This window comes from Silvimonas sp. JCM 19000 (genome assembly GCF_054652575.1).
In genome coordinates this window covers 1-15,793 of record NZ_BAAIHC010000017.1, presented here as the reverse complement: position 1 = coordinate 15,793, position 15,793 = coordinate 1, and the positions used below count along the sequence as shown (strand labels likewise).

Annotated in this window: 12 protein-coding genes and 1 riboswitch; of the genes, 6 read left to right on the top strand and 6 right to left on the bottom strand. The window is 61.3% G+C overall.

The features are described 5' to 3' along the window. Nucleotides 1-31: 31 nt before the first annotated feature. Together ACYQ1A_RS14890 and ACYQ1A_RS14885 are read right to left on the bottom strand one after the other, a co-directional pair. Nucleotides 32-1,264: an ImmA/IrrE family metallo-endopeptidase gene (locus ACYQ1A_RS14890; RefSeq protein WP_499363205.1), complete on the bottom strand. Its 1,233-nt coding sequence runs from the start codon at nucleotides 1,262-1,264 to the stop codon at nucleotides 32-34. Nucleotides 1,265-1,289: 25 nt separating this feature from the next. After that, complete coding sequence (locus ACYQ1A_RS14885; RefSeq protein WP_499363203.1) at nucleotides 1,290-1,574, bottom strand: type II toxin-antitoxin system HigB family toxin; 285 nt, start codon at nucleotides 1,572-1,574, stop codon at nucleotides 1,290-1,292. Nucleotides 1,575-1,772: 198 nt separating this feature from the next. Here ACYQ1A_RS14885 and ACYQ1A_RS14880 point away from each other — a divergent pair, with 198 nt between their 5' ends. From ACYQ1A_RS14880 to cydB, 4 genes are all read left to right on the top strand, one after another. Further along, complete coding sequence (locus ACYQ1A_RS14880) at nucleotides 1,773-3,407, top strand: VRR-NUC domain-containing protein (RefSeq protein ID WP_499363201.1); 1,635 nt, start codon at nucleotides 1,773-1,775, stop codon at nucleotides 3,405-3,407. After that, on the top strand, nucleotides 3,404-5,695 hold the full coding sequence (locus ACYQ1A_RS14875) for an ATP-dependent DNA helicase (RefSeq protein WP_499363199.1): 2,292 nt from the start codon (nucleotides 3,404-3,406) through the stop codon (nucleotides 5,693-5,695). Before ACYQ1A_RS14880 ends, ACYQ1A_RS14875 begins: the two co-directional genes overlap by 4 nt. A gap of 237 nt (nucleotides 5,696-5,932) precedes the next feature. After that, the gene (locus ACYQ1A_RS14870; protein ID WP_499363197.1) at nucleotides 5,933-7,342 is read left to right on the top strand and encodes a cytochrome ubiquinol oxidase subunit I; all 1,410 of its coding nucleotides are present in this window, start codon (nucleotides 5,933-5,935) and stop codon (nucleotides 7,340-7,342) included. A gap of 3 nt (nucleotides 7,343-7,345) precedes the next feature. Next, nucleotides 7,346-8,353 (top strand): cytochrome d ubiquinol oxidase subunit II, encoded by a 1,008-nt coding sequence (gene cydB, locus ACYQ1A_RS14865; RefSeq protein ID WP_499363195.1) that lies wholly within the window; start codon nucleotides 7,346-7,348, stop codon nucleotides 8,351-8,353. 531 nt (nucleotides 8,354-8,884) lie between these two features. On the opposite strand, the gene ACYQ1A_RS14860 is transcribed toward cydB, so the two are convergent. After that, nucleotides 8,885-9,118 carry a DUF2795 domain-containing protein gene (locus ACYQ1A_RS14860; protein WP_499363193.1) on the bottom strand — a complete coding sequence of 78 codons (234 nt, stop codon included), beginning with the start codon at nucleotides 9,116-9,118 and terminating at the stop codon, nucleotides 8,885-8,887. A gap of 142 nt (nucleotides 9,119-9,260) precedes the next feature. On the opposite strand from ACYQ1A_RS14860, the gene ACYQ1A_RS14855 reads away from it, so the two are divergent. Beyond that, a complete protein-coding gene (locus ACYQ1A_RS14855; protein ID WP_062224769.1) occupies nucleotides 9,261-10,031 on the top strand; it encodes a copper homeostasis protein CutC in 771 nt (256 codons plus the stop codon). On the opposite strand, the gene ACYQ1A_RS14850 is transcribed toward ACYQ1A_RS14855, so the two are convergent. The 3 genes from ACYQ1A_RS14850 to ahcY form a co-directional block, all read right to left on the bottom strand. Then, nucleotides 10,028-12,088, bottom strand: a complete 2,061-nt coding sequence (locus ACYQ1A_RS14850; RefSeq protein ID WP_499363190.1) for a putative bifunctional diguanylate cyclase/phosphodiesterase — start codon at nucleotides 12,086-12,088, stop codon at nucleotides 10,028-10,030. The genes ACYQ1A_RS14855 and ACYQ1A_RS14850 overlap by 4 nt on opposite strands. Continuing rightward, nucleotides 12,085-13,101 (bottom strand): HDOD domain-containing protein, encoded by a 1,017-nt coding sequence (locus ACYQ1A_RS14845; RefSeq protein ID WP_499363188.1) that lies wholly within the window; start codon nucleotides 13,099-13,101, stop codon nucleotides 12,085-12,087. The genes ACYQ1A_RS14850 and ACYQ1A_RS14845 overlap by 4 nt, the downstream gene beginning before the upstream one ends. 255 nt (nucleotides 13,102-13,356) lie before the next feature. Beyond that, complete coding sequence (ahcY, locus tag ACYQ1A_RS14840; RefSeq protein ID WP_053939689.1) at nucleotides 13,357-14,787, bottom strand: adenosylhomocysteinase; 1,431 nt, start codon at nucleotides 14,785-14,787, stop codon at nucleotides 13,357-13,359. 79 nt (nucleotides 14,788-14,866) lie between these two features. Beyond that, nucleotides 14,867-14,944: riboswitch (S-adenosyl-L-homocysteine riboswitch) on the bottom strand. A gap of 143 nt (nucleotides 14,945-15,087) precedes the next feature. Here ahcY and ACYQ1A_RS14835 point away from each other — a divergent pair. Continuing rightward, nucleotides 15,088-15,591: an REP-associated tyrosine transposase gene (locus ACYQ1A_RS14835; protein WP_062225492.1), complete on the top strand. Its 504-nt coding sequence runs from the start codon at nucleotides 15,088-15,090 to the stop codon at nucleotides 15,589-15,591. Nucleotides 15,592-15,793 lie beyond the last annotated feature (202 nt).

The window sequence follows — 15,793 nt, the reverse complement described above, 5'->3', positions numbered from 1 at the left end:
TGACAAAAACTCCCGCTGTGGCGGGAGTTTTTTATTGCGGCGCCCGGACGTCGAACATGGTCCGCACAGTGCCCTTTCCCAAGTGCCCAGATAGCAAACGCCAGTTTCCGGTTTCACGCCGCACGCGCCCGGCAACAACGGCCACCGCGATATTCAGTTGCTGCGCCAGCGTTTCAGCATCGACCAGCGTATGGCTGTGCCGCACTGCGCTTTGCATCCAGGCGGCTTGTGGCACCAGGGCTTCGAACGCGATCGCATCCGCTTCTTGCTCAATGGCGTCCGCGCGCCGCATCTTGTCATCGAGGTGGTCGGCAATTTCAGGCCGCGCCTGACTTAAATGCCCTTTCAGATGGGCCAGCTCGTGCATCAGTACAAACCAGAAATGATCAAGCCGGTCATGCCGTAGCGTCAGGCCGATAACGGCGTAATCCTGTTCCAGCATCGCAGCGCCATCCAGCCACGAATCGCGGAACTGCGGCTCGATGACCAACGCAATGCCCACGCTGGCCAGCCGGGCGCGTGCGCGCAAAGGCCCGTCTTCAAAACGCGAGAGCTGAGCCAGCTCGGTAAGCCATGCTGTGGTTAGCGCGCGCTCATGCCACGGCCGGACAATTTCAGTGTGCTGCGCGATGCGGCGCACCTGCGTCATCCACACCAGCAACGCATAACGGTCGAGGTCACGAACACCGCGCTGGCCCGCGGCGGTGCGTAAAAAGCTCGGCCCCACGGCCGGACCCGCCTTTGCGGCGCCGGGGCGTTCCAGAAAGGCGGTGACCAGCTCTTCTGCCTGTTCTCGCAGCACGCGTTGCGGCGTATTGCGCGGCAGGCCGAACAGTCCGCGTTCATGCATCTGGGCCAGCGGAAATTTTGAATAATCCAGTTTTGGCGGACGGCTGATATCGAGCGGCACCGCGGGCCCAAGCAGGCTGAACGCTGGAATGCCCAAGCCATGATGAAGGCTACGTATCATGGCTAGCGTCAACGGTCGCTTGCGCGCCAGTAATTCCGAGGCGCGATTGGCCCCGCCGACGTAGGGCGCAAGATCTTTCTGCGTCATCCCCATCTGCTCCATCCGGAATTCGATGGCGCCAATCGGATCAACCACCGGCGTAGGGCTGTGTTTCCGCTCGTAATCCTCGATCACCAGCATCAGCAGTTCCATACGGTCGCGCTCCGCTGGATTGTTCTCAAGCATCATCTGATTAAGCAGCCGCCCGGCCGCCAGGCACTCTGCCTCGGTCTTGATGATTTTGATCGTATCCAATCTGCATTCCCCCCGGGCTGCAACTCTAAAAACGCTGCCTGTCGTACTGCGCGTGCGTGCCCACCCAATCAATGCTCACTATGCCGTCCAGATAAAACACGATGACCACCAGACGATAGTGATTGCTTTTGATATTGAAGATCACCCGATTGCCCGCAAGAAAATCGACATGCGCAAAGCGATCCTTGATGTCTTGCGGCCGCGTCCAGTCTGCGTTTTCAACCTCGACCCGCCAGAACGCCAGCGCGGCCCGCACGTCCGCATGTTCGCGCTGGAACTTGTCCAGTATCGAAGTGTTGATCAAGCGCATGGATCCGGCCGCCGGGAAGATCGTTTGCGCAGCATGATGCTTCCCGATCCGGGAACCATCAATGTAACAAACACCTCGCAGCCGCGTCGCCAATTTCAGGTTTCGTAATGCGCCCACCCGTCGCCGCAGGCTTCTCCGCCAAGCCCCGCGCCGTTATCATCCCGAACATTCGTTCTACATCCGTCTTGCGCCCCCGGCATGCTGCCTGCGTTACCCAACCCCTTCTATTACCTCGACAATTTTCGTGTGCTGCTCGACTGGATCAGCACGCGTTATGCCGATTTGCTGCTGCCCGCCGAGCTGGGGTTTGTCGATGGTTTTGCGCGCTTGCCGCATGCGTCGCAGGCTTTGCTGGTGCGTATGGTGATGCGTAAAGGCGAGTGGTTTCGCGCGGGCAAGCTCAACTATGTGGAGATCGGCGACACCCGCGCCGCCGCGCAGCCCTTGCTGGGGGCCGGCTGGATCAGCGCCGATCCACTGCTGACGCTGGCCCAAGTGGCGCCGTTGTTAACGCGTGCCGAGGTGTTGTCGCAATTGCCGCCGCAGGCTTCGACGGCGCGGCTGGCCAAAGATGCGCTGCTTGCCACCTGGGCCAGCATCGCGCCCGAGGCCCAGGCCTTCAGCCAGTGGTATCCAGCAGACACGCTGTACCAGCTTGATCTGCGCCCTTTATGTGATCGCTTGCGGCTGATGTTTTTTGGCAATCTGCGTCAGGACCTCAGCGAATTTGTATTGGCCGAGTTAGGCGTATATCGCTACGAAAAAGTCGATATCCCGGCCGAAGCGCGCGTGTTCCGCAGCCGCGCCGACGTGGATCACTACCTGTATCTGCACGACTGCCGTTCCCGCTTTGAAGACGGCGCGCCGTGTGAAGAAATCGCCGCCTTGCTCACCGAGCTGCAGCTGGATAACCCATGGCTGGAAGAGCGCCGTGGCCGCGTTTTGTACGCTTTGGGGCAGCAGTTTGAACGCCAGGCCGCATGGGACGACGCCGCCCGCATGTATGCGCTCAGCATTGATCCGTCCGCCCGCGTGCGCACCGTGCGGGTACTCGAACGTCAGGGCCGTCACGCCGAAGCGCTGCAAGCGGCACAGGCTTTGTTAAATCAACATGATTGCGATGAAGTCAGCGTGCAGCAATTGCATCGCATGTTGCCGCGGCTGCAGCGCGCCACCGGTGCGCCCATCATCCGCAAAAGCCGCAAAGCGGCCGTCGAGCGCATCGACCTGTGTCTGCCGCAGCCGCCCGCGCCGTTAACGGTGGAACATGCCGTGGTGGCGCATCTGCATTGCGACGACGCGCCGGTCATGTACGTCGAAAACACGTTGATCAACGCCTTGTTTGGCTTGTTGTGCTGGCCTGCGTTATTTGCGCCGATTGCCGGGGCGTTTTTCCATCCCTTCCATTTCACGCCCGCCGATCTGGCCAGCCCGCATTTCCGCCAGCGGCGCCAGGCTTTGTTTGATGCCGCCTTGGCCCAGCTGGAAAGCGGCCAGTACGTGGCAACCATCCGCCAGCGCTTTATCGAAAAAGCCGGCATTCAGAGTGGCTTTGTCGCGTGGTCCGTCATCGATCAAACCCGGCTGGATTTGGCGCTGGATTGCCTGCCCGCCGCGCATTTGCGGCTGTGGTTTGAGCGCATGTTGTGCGACATCACCACCAATCGCTCGGGCTTTCCCGATCTGGTGCAGTTCTGGCCCACTGAACGCCGCTATCGCATGATCGAAGTCAAAGGCCCCGGCGACCGGCTGCAAGACAACCAGACGCGCTGGCTTAACTACTGCCTCGACCATGGTATGCCGATGGCCGTGTGTTATGTGACGTGGGCATGAGCGCACCCGAGCCGCAAGTCGCCAGCGTCAGCCACCTCGGCCCGATCTATCAGGTGGCCGTGCGCGAGCTGTGTGAATTTACCGCCAAGCAAGGCGATCTGGATGTGCGCTTTACCCCGGCGCCCAGCGCCAGCGAAGGCATGGCGGGCCACGCCACCGTCGCCGGGCGCCGGCCCAATGGTTATGAGCGCGAAATTACCCTTACCGGCCAATACGGCCCGTTGCACTTACGCGGTCGCGCCGATGGTTACGATGCCGCGCGCAATCAGCTGGAAGAAATCAAAACCCATCGCGGCGATCTGAGCCGCCAGCCAGAAAACCATCGGCATCTGCATAGTGCGCAGGCGCGCATCTACGGCTGGTTGCTGTGCCAGCAACGCGGGCTGGAAGAACTGAATGTGGCGCTGGTGTATTTCGATATCGTCAGCCAGAAAGAAACCGTGCTGAGCGAACGCCATACTGCGGCCGAACTGGAAGCGTTTTTTAACGAGCAATGCGCCGCCTTCCTCGCTTGGGCCGAGCAAGAACTGGTGCACCGGCGCACGCGCGATGCCGCCCTGGCGCAACTGGGCTTTGCTCATGCGCAATTCCGCCCGGGCCAGCGCGATCTGGCCGAAGCGGTGTTCAAAGCCGCCAGCACCGGCCGCTGTTTGCTGGCGCAAGCGCCCACCGGCATCGGCAAAACGCTGGGCACGCTGTTCCCGTTGTTGAAGGCGTGCGCGGCGCAAGGGCTGGATAAAGTGTTTTATCTGGCGGCGCGCACGCCGGGGCGGCAACTGGCGCTGGATGCCATGCGCACGCTCAAAGCGCAGCCGGTACGCACGCTGGAACTGGTGGCGCGTGATAAAGCCTGCGTTTACCCCGATCGCGCCTGCCATGGCGGTTCTTGTCCGTTGGCGCAGGGCTTTTACGATCGCTTGCCCGCCGCCCGCGCTCATGCGCTGCAACCGGGGTTAAAAGAAACGGGCAGCCTAACCCAGGCGCGCATCCAGCAAGTGGCCGCCGCGCATGAAATCTGCCCCTACTACCTGAGCCAGGAACTGACGCGCTGGGCCGATGTGGTGGTGGGTGATTACAACTATTTTTTTGATAGCAGCGCGCTGCTCTACGCGCTAACGCAGCGCAACCAGTGGCAAGTGGGCGTGCTGGTGGATGAAGCGCACAACCTGGTTGAGCGCGGTCGCGGCATGTACAGCGCCAGTCTGGACCAGGCCACCTTGAAGGACGTGCGCAAACACGCGCCCGCGCCGCTCAAACGTTCGCTCACGCGCGTAGCCAACGCCTGGCGCAAAACCCTGCCGGAAACCGCCGCGCTGTATACCGAACTGGGCGATCCGCCCTCGGCGCTAACCAACGCGCTGCAAGAAGCCATCGCCGCCATCACCGAATACCTGACCGGCGCCGAGCAAGGCGCGGACAGCACGTTGCAGCGCTTTTACTTTGATGCGCTGCGGTTTACTGCGCTGGCCGACAGCTTTAGCGAGCATTCGCTGTTTGATGCCACGCAAGACGGCCGCAACAGCAGCCTTAATCTGCGCAATGTGGTGCCCGCGCCGTTTTTACGCACGCGCTTTGCCGCGGCGCGCAGCGTAACGCTGTTTTCCGCCACCTTGTCGCCGCATCATTATTTTTCCGGCTTGCTGGGCTTGCCCGATAACCACGTCTGGCTGGATGTGCCCGCGCCGTTCAGCCCGGACCAGGTGGATGTGCGGATCGCGCCACATATCTCGACCCGCTACACGCATCGTGCCGCGTCAGTCGCGCCCATCGTGCAATTGATTGGCGAACAATACGCGCACCAGCCCGGCAACTATCTGGCGTTCTTCAGCAGCTTTGAATATCTGCAGCAAGTAGCCGATGCGTTTGATGTGGGCCAGCCCGACATTCCGTACTGGCGCCAGGATCGCGGCATGGATGAAGCCAGTCGCACCCGCTTTATCGAACGCTTTGAAGACGGCGGACGCGGCGTGGGCTTTGCGGTTTTGGGCGGCGTGTTTGGCGAGGGCATCGATCTGCCGGGCGAGCGTTTGATCGGCGCATTTGTCGCCACCCTGGGCCTGCCGCAAGTCAACGCCATCAACGAGCAAATCCGCCAGCGCATGCAGGTGCTGTTTGGCGCGGGCTACGACTATGCATACACCTGGCCCGGCATGCAGAAAGTGGTGCAAGCCGCAGGCCGTGTCATCCGCACGCCACATGACAAAGGCACCATCCACCTGATTGACGATCGCTTTGGCCGCGCCGAAATCCAGGCCTTGTTTCCCAGCTGGTGGCCCGCGCCACGCTAGCCTGCGATATTGTCAGACATCCACCTTCATGCGGATGGCCGAACGTGCGACATACGTTAACGTGATCTTCGGCCAGATTTGGCAACGGGCGCGGCAACGGAGGATTTCCCCATGGCCGCCAGCGCGCCTGAGCGTCCTGCGCCGGGATGACCTTCCGCTGACGCGCCGCTGGCTGGCTGGTCGGGCAATCCCCGGCTGCCGGCCAGCAACCCCTCACCCAGCGTCCGAGCCCCCACTATGACCGCACTGTCTGCACTGGATCTCGCCCGCATCCAGTTTGCGTTTACCGTTTCGTTTCACATTATTTTTCCGGGTCTGTCGATCGGGCTGGCCAGCTATCTGGCGGTGCTGGAAGGGCTTTGGCTCAAAACGCAGAACCCGCTGTATCGCAACCTGTATCTGTTCTGGAGCAAGGTGTTTGCGGTCGGCTTCGCCATGGGCGTGGTGTCCGGCGTGGTGATGAGCTACGAGTTCGGCACCAACTGGAGCCGCTTCTCCACCTTTGCCGGGGCCATCACCGGGCCCTTGCTGGCCTACGAAGTGATGACAGCGTTTTTTCTGGAAGCCGGCTTTCTCGGCATCATGCTGTTCGGCTGGACCCGCGTGGGCCCCAAGGCCCACTTTGGCGCGACGCTGGCGGTGGCCGTCGGCACGCTGATCTCGACGTTCTGGATTCTGGCCTCCAACTCGTGGATGCACACGCCCGCCGGTTACGCGATTGAAGCGGGCCGGGTGGTACCGCGCGACTGGCTGGAAATCATCTTTAACCCATCGTTTCCGTACCGGCTGGTGCATATGACGCTGGCCGCGTTTATCGAAACCGCTTGCATCGTCGCTGCCAGCGGCGCGTGGCATTTGCTGCGCGGGCGTGATGACGCCGCCATCCGCAAGATGTTTGGCATGGCGCTGGGCATGTTGCTGGTCACCACGCCGATCCAGGCCTTGGTGGGCGACGCGCACGGCATCAATACGCGCGAACACCAGCCCGCCAAAATCGCCGCCATCGAAGGCCTGTGGGAAACCGAAACAGGCGGCACCGCGCTTAATCTGATCGGCTTTCCTGATATGGCGACGGAGACCACGCATTACGCGCTGCAAATTCCGCATCTGGGCAGCCTGATCCTCACCCACAGCTGGGATGGCGAAATCAAAGGCCTGAAAGAATTTGCGCCACAAGACCGACCCAATTCGCTGATCGTATTCTGGTCGTTCCGCATCATGGTGGGGCTGAGCGTGCTTACCATCCTGGCGGCGGCGGTAGGTTTGCTGTTGCGGCGCATGGGCAAGCTGCATCAAAGCCGCTGGTATCTGCGCTGGATGGTGCTGATGGGGCCCGCCGGCATGATCGCTTTGCTGATGGGCTGGATCACCACCGAAGCCGGTCGCCAGCCGTGGGTGGTGTACGGCTTGCTGCGCACGCGCGACGCGGTGTCGCCGGTGTCGGCGCAGCAGGTGGGCGTGTCGCTGCTGATTTTTGTGGTGGCGTATACGCTGGTGTTTGGCACCGGCATCTATTACTTGCTCAAGCTGTTGCGCACCGGCCCGCAGCTGGAAGACACGCACAAAGAAGCGCAACAGACCAACCGCAGCGTCGCCAGCCAGGGTCGCAACCCGATTGCGGCGGTCGATCAAGATATCGAGGAATAAGCCATGGAGCTCAATCTGGCCACCGTCTGGGCCGGCATCATTGCCTTGGGCGTGTTTATTTATGCGGTGATGGATGGATTTGATCTGGGCATCGGGCTGCTGTTTGCGTTCTTCCCCGACCAGCATGACCGCGATGTGATGGTGAATACCGTGGCGCCGGTGTGGGACGGCAACGAAACGTGGCTGGTGATGGGCGGCGCGGCCTTGTTTGCGGCGTTTCCGGTGGCGTATTCCACCATCCTGCCTGCGCTGTACCTGCCACTGATCTTGATGCTGACCGGGCTGATTTTCCGTGGGGTGGCGTTCGAAATCCGGCTTAAAGCCACGCGCACGCGGCCTTTGTGGGATCTGGCATTTATGGGCGGCTCGGCCGTGGCGACGTTCTTTCAGGGCGTGGCGCTGGGCACGTATCTGCAGGGTATTCCGATCACCAACAACCAGTTTGCGGGCGGCAGCTTTGATTGGGTTTCGCCGTTTTCGATCTTTACCGGCATGGCGCTGATGATGACGTACTCGCTGCTCGGCTGCGCCTGGCTATTGATGAAGACCGACCACAAGTTGCAACAACGCATGTTTGTGCTGATGAAGCCGCTAACGCTGATCCTGTTGCTGGTGATCGCCATCGTCAGCCTGTGGACGCCGCTGGCCGACCCCGCCGTGTATGCGCGCTGGTTTACGCTGCCCAATCTGTTTTACTTTCTGCCGGTGCCGATTCTGGTGCTGGCGTGCGTGTTCGGTATCTGGCGCGCGGTGGACAAGGGCAATGACAAGCTGCCGTTTTTGCTGGGGCTGGCGCTGATGGGGCTGGGCTATTCGGGCTTTATCATCAGCATCTGGCCCAATGTGGTGCCGCCCTCGCTGACGTTTGAACAAGCCGCCGCGCCGCATTCCAGCATGGCGTTTGCGCTGGTGGGCGCGGTGATCATTATTCCGATCATCTTGCTGTACACCGGGCTGGGCTATTGGGTGTTCCGCGGCAAGGTACGCCACGGCGACGAGGGCTACCACTGATGCGACCCGGCACGCGACGCATGCTCTGGGCCGTGGCGCTATGGCTGGGCGGCGTGCTGGCCGCCACACTGGTCTGGGCCATCGTCCGCGGCGCCACGCTGCTGCTGGTGCCATAGGGTGGGTCAAGACCCACCCATCAAAGCCGCGAAGAAGAATGCAGCGTTCTGATCATCCACTTTGAATGGTGGGTCTAGACCCATCGTATGCGCAGCGACGGGCGGATGTAACCGTCCGCAGCGCCAAGCGGGCCCCATAGGGTGGGTCAAGACCCACCATTCAAAGCCCTGAAGAAGAATGCTGCGTTCTGGTCATCCACTTTGAAGGGTGGGTCTAGACCCACCCTATGCGCAGCGACCGGGCAGGCGTCACCGTCCGCAGCGCCGAGCTGGCCCCATAGGGTGGGTCTAGACCCACCATTCAAAGCCCGGGAGAAGAATGCTGCGTTCTGATCATCCACTTTGAATGGTGGGTCTAGACCCACCCTATGCGAACGTGGCCGGGCGGGCGTGGCGTCCAGACCCGGCCAGATCGCTAATGCTGTTGCCCAATCTGTTTGCTCACGGCGGCGGGGCTTTCGTATTGCTGGTCGGGCAGATGTTCCAGCATATCCAGCGTCTGCTCATCCGCTTTGTGTTTGCGCGCCTGTTCGATAATCTCGGCGCGGCTGGCGGGGTAGTCGACGCCGCCCAGAAAGCGTTGCGCCTGGATGGGATTGGGTTTGCGTTCGTTGGCGGGCTCGCTGCGCGGGGGTTTCTGCATGGACATGGTGGGGCTCCTAGTACGACATGAAAGACACTCCCACCGTACGCCCACCACCCCGCCCTGCCTGACCTGCCCTTGCTGAAATCCCTGTCAGACGCTAGCCGGACGCGAGTATCCTGCTGCGATCAAATCGAAGGAAGCCACCATGTCTATCCTGCTGGAAATCTGCGCCGGTTCGGTCACCTCGTGCCTGGCGGCGCAAGACGGCGGCGCGGGCCGCGTCGAGTTTTGCGACAACCTGCTCGAGGGCGGCACCACGCCGTCTTATGGCGCCATCGCCAGCGCGCGCGACAAATTGTGGATATTGCTCAACGTCATCATCCGGCCCCGGGGTGGCGACTTTCTGTACTCCGACGTCGAGTTTGAAGTGATGCAGCGCGATATCCTGGCCTGCAAAAAAATCGGCGTGGATGGCGTGGTGATAGGCTTGCTGACCGCCGATGGCGAAATCGACGTGGCGCGCACCCAACGCCTGGTGGAACTGGCCGCGCCGATGCAGGTAACGTTCCACCGCGCCTTTGATGTGGCACGTGATCCGCTCAAGGCGCTGGAAGACATCATCGCCACCGGCTGCAACCGCCTGCTGACCTCGGGGCAGGAAGCCAATGCCCTGGAAGGCGCTGATCTGATCGCACAACTGCGCGCGGCGGCCGGCGAGCGATTGGTAGTGATGCCCGGCGCGGGCGTGCGCGTTAACAATATTGCCGAGCTGGTCACGCGCACCGGCTGCACCGAATACCACACCTCGGGGCGGGCGCCGTTTGCCAGCGGCATGCGTTATCGCAACGAGCGGGTCAAGATGGGTGGCCCCGGCCAGGACGAGTATTCGATCGTCGAAACCTCGGCCGAGCTGGTGCGGCAGATTCTGACCCACGCACGCACCGCCGCAGGCGAAATCGACGCGCCGGCTGCTTAATCCGCTGCGCCGTCGCCGCCTTGCTGGGCAATCAGCAGTTCGGTCAGTTGTTCGGCCGGCAGGGCGGGATGGTAGTAGTAGCCCTGGATCAGATTGCAGCCCAAGTCGCTCAGAAACTCGGCTTGCGCTGCGGTTTCGACGCCTTCGGCAATCACGCCCAGCCCCAGGTTCTGCGCAATCTGCACCATGGAACGGACCAGCGCCACATCGCGGCTGTTGTCCGGCAAGCCTTGTACAAAGGTACGGTCGATCTTGAGCAAGTCGATCTGGAAATGCTGCAGATACGACAGATTGGAATAACCGGTGCCGAAATCATCCAGCGCAAAGCGCAGGCCCGATTCGCTTAACGTGCCCAGCATCTGCGTCATGCGTTCGTTATCGCGCATCAGAATGGTTTCGGTCATTTCCAGCTCAAGTTGCTGCGGCGGCACCTGCCATTGCGCCAGATGCGCCATCAGGCTATCGGCAAAGCCGCTGCGCAATTGCAGGCCGGACACATTGATGGCCAGGCGCGGCAAATGCAGGCCTTGTGCGCGCCACGTGGCCAGTTGGCGCAAACCCTGCTGCAGCACCCAGTCGCCAATCTGCACGATCAGGCCGGTTTCTTCCGCAAACGGGATAAACAGGCCGGGCGAAATCAAACCTTTGTCGCGATGACGCCAGCGGATCAGCGCCTCGGCGCCGACGATGCGTTGCGTGCGCACGTCGTACTGCGGCTGGTAATGCAGTTCAAATTCGCGCCGATCCAGCGCAAAGCGCAAATCGGTTTCCAGCTTGATGCGTTCGAGGGAACGGCGGTTCATCTCGGACGAATAAAACAGCACGTCGTGGTTGCCCTGGCGCGCGCGATACATGGCGACAGCGGCTTCGTTGATCAGGCGTTCGGTCTCTTGCGCGTCATCCGGATACACCGAAATGCCGATATGCGCCGACAACATCACCGATTGCGTTTGCCCATCCAGCGCCAGCTCAAACGGTTCGGCCAGCGCATGCAACACGCGGCGCGCCACCACGCCCGCGTCTTCGCGTTGTTCAATATCGAACAGCGCAATATAGAACTCGTCCGCGCCAAAGCGCGACACCACGTCTTCTTCGCGCAGACATTCGCGGATGCGGGCCGACAGATCAACCAGCAAACGGTCGGCAATGGCATGGCCAAACGAATCGTTGATGTCCTTGAAACCGGACAAGTTAAAACACAGCAGCGCGCCGTGTTGTCTGTTGCGACGCGCTTCGGCCAGCGCTTGTTCGATCAGCGAAAACAACATCGCCCGATTGGGCAAGGTGGTGAGCGCGTCGTAATAGGCCAGTTGGTGGATCTGTTTTTCAGCAGCTTTGCGTTCGGTCAGATCAGAGAAGATGGCCAGGTAATGCGTGATTTCGCCCACCTGATTGCGCACGCTCGACAAAGCCAGCGCCAGCGGATAACTGCTGCCATCCAGCCGCGTATCCCAGAGCTCGCCTTCCCAATGGCCGGTGGCCACCAGGGACGCCTGCATCAAGGAATACACGCGGGTATCTGAAGCCAGCGCGGCAAAAAAGGTGGGTTGCTGGCCGCGCGCGATGGCGACCGGAATACCGGTGATGCGTTGGAAGGCGTGGTTAACCCGCACAATGCGATGCTGCAGATCGACGATCACCACGGCATCGCTGGCTTGTTCAAACACCAGGCCAAACAAGCGGTTTTTTTCTTCGGCTTCAAGGCGGTCGGTGATGTCGCGCACATACCCCATCAGGTGTAGCGGTGCGCCCGCGTCGTCGCGGACCAGAGACAGATGCATGCTGGCCCAGAAGGTCTCGCCATTTTTGCGACGGCGTTTGACTTCCATCTCGCCGCTGCCTTGCGTCAACACCGTGTTGAACAACTCGGCGTCGTGATCGTCTTCGTCGGCGTAGAGCACCAGAATGTGTTTGCCGATGATGTCGTCGGCGTCATAACCAAACAGTCGCGCCGCGCCCCGGCTCCATGCCAGCACATAACCGTCGAGATCAAGCGTGATGACCGAGGCGTCGAGTGAGGCAAACAGCGGTTGGGGCGAGATCGGGATGGGCGTCATGCCATGCTCCGCGCCAGTTGATAAACCCACGCCAGGGTAGCGACTTCGGTGTGGCGCCACTCCAGCGTGTGCGCTGCGGGCCAGTGGGCCAGCACGCTGAGATCGGCAGCTTCCAGCTGCGCCACCCGCTGCAGGGCGAGGCCGAGCTCGCCTTCGCCATCCAGCAAAGCGCGCAGCAAAACCGGATCGAGCGGCAGATCGTTAAGCAGTGCGGGCAACGGTTCGCCAAACAGCACATCAAGACACGACAACATGCCTGCGAGGAAAGCGGCGTCGGCCGATACGCTGCCGATCCAGCCCGCAGCGGCCCAGCTTTCCAGCCGCCGCGCGCGCAAGGCAACCAGCAATAGCAAGGGCGGCACGCCACCATCGGGCACGTATTGCTCCGCGTATAACAACAGCTGCAACCAACGGCGCAACTGGCGGCGGCCAAGCACGGCGATGGCTTGATGCAGGCTTTGCGCTTTGCGCGTGCCCGACACGGCGACCGAGTTGACCAGCCGCAGCAAGCGCAACACCAGTTGCGGCGAGCGGGCAAATACTGCTTCGAGTTCTTCGGTATCCGCGTCAGAAACAATCAGGCTGAGCAGTTGCAACAACACCGGCTGCGCCGGATTGCGGGAGGCTGGCTGCGCCGCCTGACCGGTGCGCGGCCACGGCCCGGTGCTCCAGACATCGTGCGGCAAACCCAGCGCAATGCCGGTGTGCACCACGCCGCTGACCAGGGCGGGCGCGGGGGGAGTATGCGTGGCGGACAAACGCCGGGCGCCGCCCTGCAAAGGCGCATCCGGCGGCAGCAGCGCATGAATGCCCGACGGCAAGGTTTCGGCGGCCACATCGGCGGTGCCCGGCTCGGGGCGCCAGTACACCGGCCACGCCGCAAGATCATGCTGCGCCAGCATCGCTGCCAGGTCTTTTAACTGGGAGGCCGGACTATGCGCCCGCAAGGCCGTCCAGGCCCCATCACCGCGCCAGACTGGTTCCAGTAAAAATGGGGCAGAGAGGTCTTCCATAATTCCTGACGGGGGATCCTGTGGTCGCAGTATGCAAAGGGCATAAGTCGCCTACATTATCGAACGCTAATGAAGTCGACAAGCTCGGCTGGCGCTGTATTCCGTACGTTAGTGCATCGGATTACATTTTGCGGGTAAAACAAAACGGTCCAGCCGGACCGTTTTGCATGGATGAGACAAACGTCGGTTTATCTCAGGACGGACGGCCTGCCCAGGCAAGCCCTCCAGCCGTGGTCACCTGGGCCAGTAAGCCGCTTAGTAACGATAGTGCGCCGGCTTGAACGGGCCGTTTTTCGGCACGCTGATATACGCGGCTTGCTCATCGCTCAGTTCGGTCAGGTTAGCGCCGATCTTGGCCAGATGCAGCCGCGCAACCATCTCGTCCAGATGCTTGGGCAGCACATACACGCCCACCGGATATTGCTCGCGCTTGGTAAACAATTCGATTTGCGCCAGCACCTGGTTGGCAAACGAATTGGACATCACAAACGACGGGTGACCGGTGCCGCAACCCAGGTTAACCAGACGGCCTTCGGCCAGCAGGATGATGCGCTTGCCGTCCGGAAAGACGATATGGTCGACTTGCGGCTTGATGTTGTCCCACTCGTACTGACGCAGCGACGCCACTTCGATTTCGCTGTCAAAGTGACCGATATTGCAGACGATGGCATTGTTGCGCATGGCTTTCATGTGCTCATGCTTGATCACGCCGACGTTGCCGGTGGTGGTTACAAAGATATCGGCCTGGCCGGCGACGTCATCCATACGCACCACGCGGTAGCCTTCCATGGCGGCTTGCAAGGCGCAGATCGGGTCAATTTCAGTGACCCACACGGTAGCGCCGAGGCCACGCAGCGATTGCGCGCAACCCTTGCCCACATCGCCATAACCCAGCACCACCGCCACTTTGCCCGCGATCATCACGTCGGTAGCGCGCTTGATGCCGTCTACCAGCGATTCGCGGCAGCCGTACAGGTTGTCGAACTTGGATTTGGTGACCGAATCGTTGACGTTGATGGCCGGGAAAGCCAGCTTGCCTTGCTCATGCATCTGGTACAAACGATGCACGCCCGTGGTGGTTTCTTCGGTGACGCCCTGGATTTGCGCCAGACGCGTGGAGTACCACTTCGGATCTTTGGCTACCTGCGCCTTGATCGCGGCGTACAGCACGGTTTCTTCTTCGTTGGTGGGGTTGGCCACCACGGACAGATCAGATTCGGCCCGCGCGCCCAGATGCAGCAGCAGCGTGGCGTCGCCGCCGTCATCCAGAATCATGTTGGCGTATTCGCCATTGGGCCATTCAAAGATCTGGTGGGTGAAGGCCCAGTATTCTTCGAGCGATTCGCCCTTGAACGCGAACACCGGCGTACCCACGCCGTTGTGACCATTGGCCGCGATACCGGCGGCGGCGTGGTCTTGTGTCGAGAAGATATTGCACGACGCCCAACGCACTTCGGCGCCGAGCGCTTGCAGCGTCTCGATCAGCACGGCGGTCTGGATGGTCATGTGCAGCGAACCGGCAATGCGCGCGCCTTTCAGCGGCTGGCGGCCAGCGGCTTCATCACGCACGGCCATCAGGCCAGGCATTTCGGTTTCTGCGATACGGATTTCCTTGCGGCCCCAGTCGGCCAGCGACAGGTCGGCAACTTTGAAATCGGAGAATTTGCTATCAGCCACAGCGTTCATCTGAACGTCCTTTACGATGTGGCCGGTCTGGGCAGGGATGGCGGTACGCACACCTGAAGCCCGTGTCCGGCACGGTTTGATCAGGTGAGCGCCGTTGAGAATTCCGGGCCTGGGGCATGGCTGGATCACAACCACAACTTGCAGCGCTCCCCGGAAGTGGCGGGATTATAGCCAAAACCATGACATTGGTCTGTAGGCCGTGGCTGGGCGGGCGGCTTGATCCGCATCAATCGCTGCGACGTTAGCGCTCGGGTTGAGGCACTGCGGCGGTCTACGCTGGCGCTTTTGCCGGAGGGAGCAATGTCGCGTTATTTACGCTTGCGACGCGGTGGCGCTGTTTCGTTTTTTACGGTCAATCTGGAAGACCCGTCTCTGGACTTGCTGACCCGCCATGCGCGCGGGCTGGGTGTTGCGGTCAGAACCGTGCGGGATACACATCCGTTTACGGTGCATGCGTGGGTGCTGATGCCCAATCACCTGCATTGCGTGCTGGAGCTGCCACCGGCGGATGATGATTTCGGGGTTCGCTGGCGGCTGATCAAAAGCGTGTTCTCGCGATCACTACCCATGGACGAAGCACGTTCCCCCAGCCGCGCCAACCGTGGCGAACGCGGCATCTGGCAGCGTCGGTATTGGGAACATCGCATCGAAAACCCGCAAAACCTGCGCGCGCACATCGACTATGTACATATCAATCCGATCAAGCACGGCTATGTAACCCGACTCGCAGACTGGCCATGGTCCACCTTCCACCGCTACGTCGCGCAAGGCCTCTACCCTCCCGACTGGGCAGGACCCCCATAGGGTGTGACTCGGCGTCCCCGCCAAGACCCACCATTCAAAATGGATGACCAGAACGCTGCATTCCTCTCTACGGCTTTGATGGGTGGGTCTAGACCCACCCTATCACCGCCACGCTAACGCTCCACCCCATAGGGTGGGTCAAGACCCACCATTCAAAGTGGATGACCAGAACGCTGCATCTTCTCCACGGCTTTGATGGGTA

Bases quoted from the DNA above. Each gene is read 5' to 3' on its own strand.
- ACYQ1A_RS14885 (WP_499363203.1), bottom strand. From the start codon at position 1,574: ATGCGCTTGATCAACACTTCGATACTGGACAAGTTCCAGCGCGAACAT.
- ACYQ1A_RS14880 (WP_499363201.1), top strand. From the start codon at position 1,773: ATGCTGCCTGCGTTACCCAACCCCTTCTATTACCTCGACAATTTTCGT.
- ACYQ1A_RS14875 (WP_499363199.1), top strand. From the start codon at position 3,404: ATGAGCGCACCCGAGCCGCAAGTCGCCAGCGTCAGCCACCTCGGCCCG.
- ACYQ1A_RS14870 (WP_499363197.1), top strand. From the start codon at position 5,933: ATGACCGCACTGTCTGCACTGGATCTCGCCCGCATCCAGTTTGCGTTT.
- cydB (WP_499363195.1), top strand. From the start codon at position 7,346: ATGGAGCTCAATCTGGCCACCGTCTGGGCCGGCATCATTGCCTTGGGC.
- ACYQ1A_RS14860 (WP_499363193.1), bottom strand. From the start codon at position 9,118: ATGTCCATGCAGAAACCCCCGCGCAGCGAGCCCGCCAACGAACGCAAA.
- ACYQ1A_RS14855 (WP_062224769.1), top strand. From the start codon at position 9,261: ATGTCTATCCTGCTGGAAATCTGCGCCGGTTCGGTCACCTCGTGCCTG.
- ACYQ1A_RS14850 (WP_499363190.1), bottom strand. From the start codon at position 12,088: ATGACGCCCATCCCGATCTCGCCCCAACCGCTGTTTGCCTCACTCGAC.
- ACYQ1A_RS14845 (WP_499363188.1), bottom strand. From the start codon at position 13,101: ATGGAAGACCTCTCTGCCCCATTTTTACTGGAACCAGTCTGGCGCGGT.
- ahcY (WP_053939689.1), bottom strand. From the start codon at position 14,787: ATGAACGCTGTGGCTGATAGCAAATTCTCCGATTTCAAAGTTGCCGAC.
- ACYQ1A_RS14835 (WP_062225492.1), top strand. From the start codon at position 15,088: ATGTCGCGTTATTTACGCTTGCGACGCGGTGGCGCTGTTTCGTTTTTT.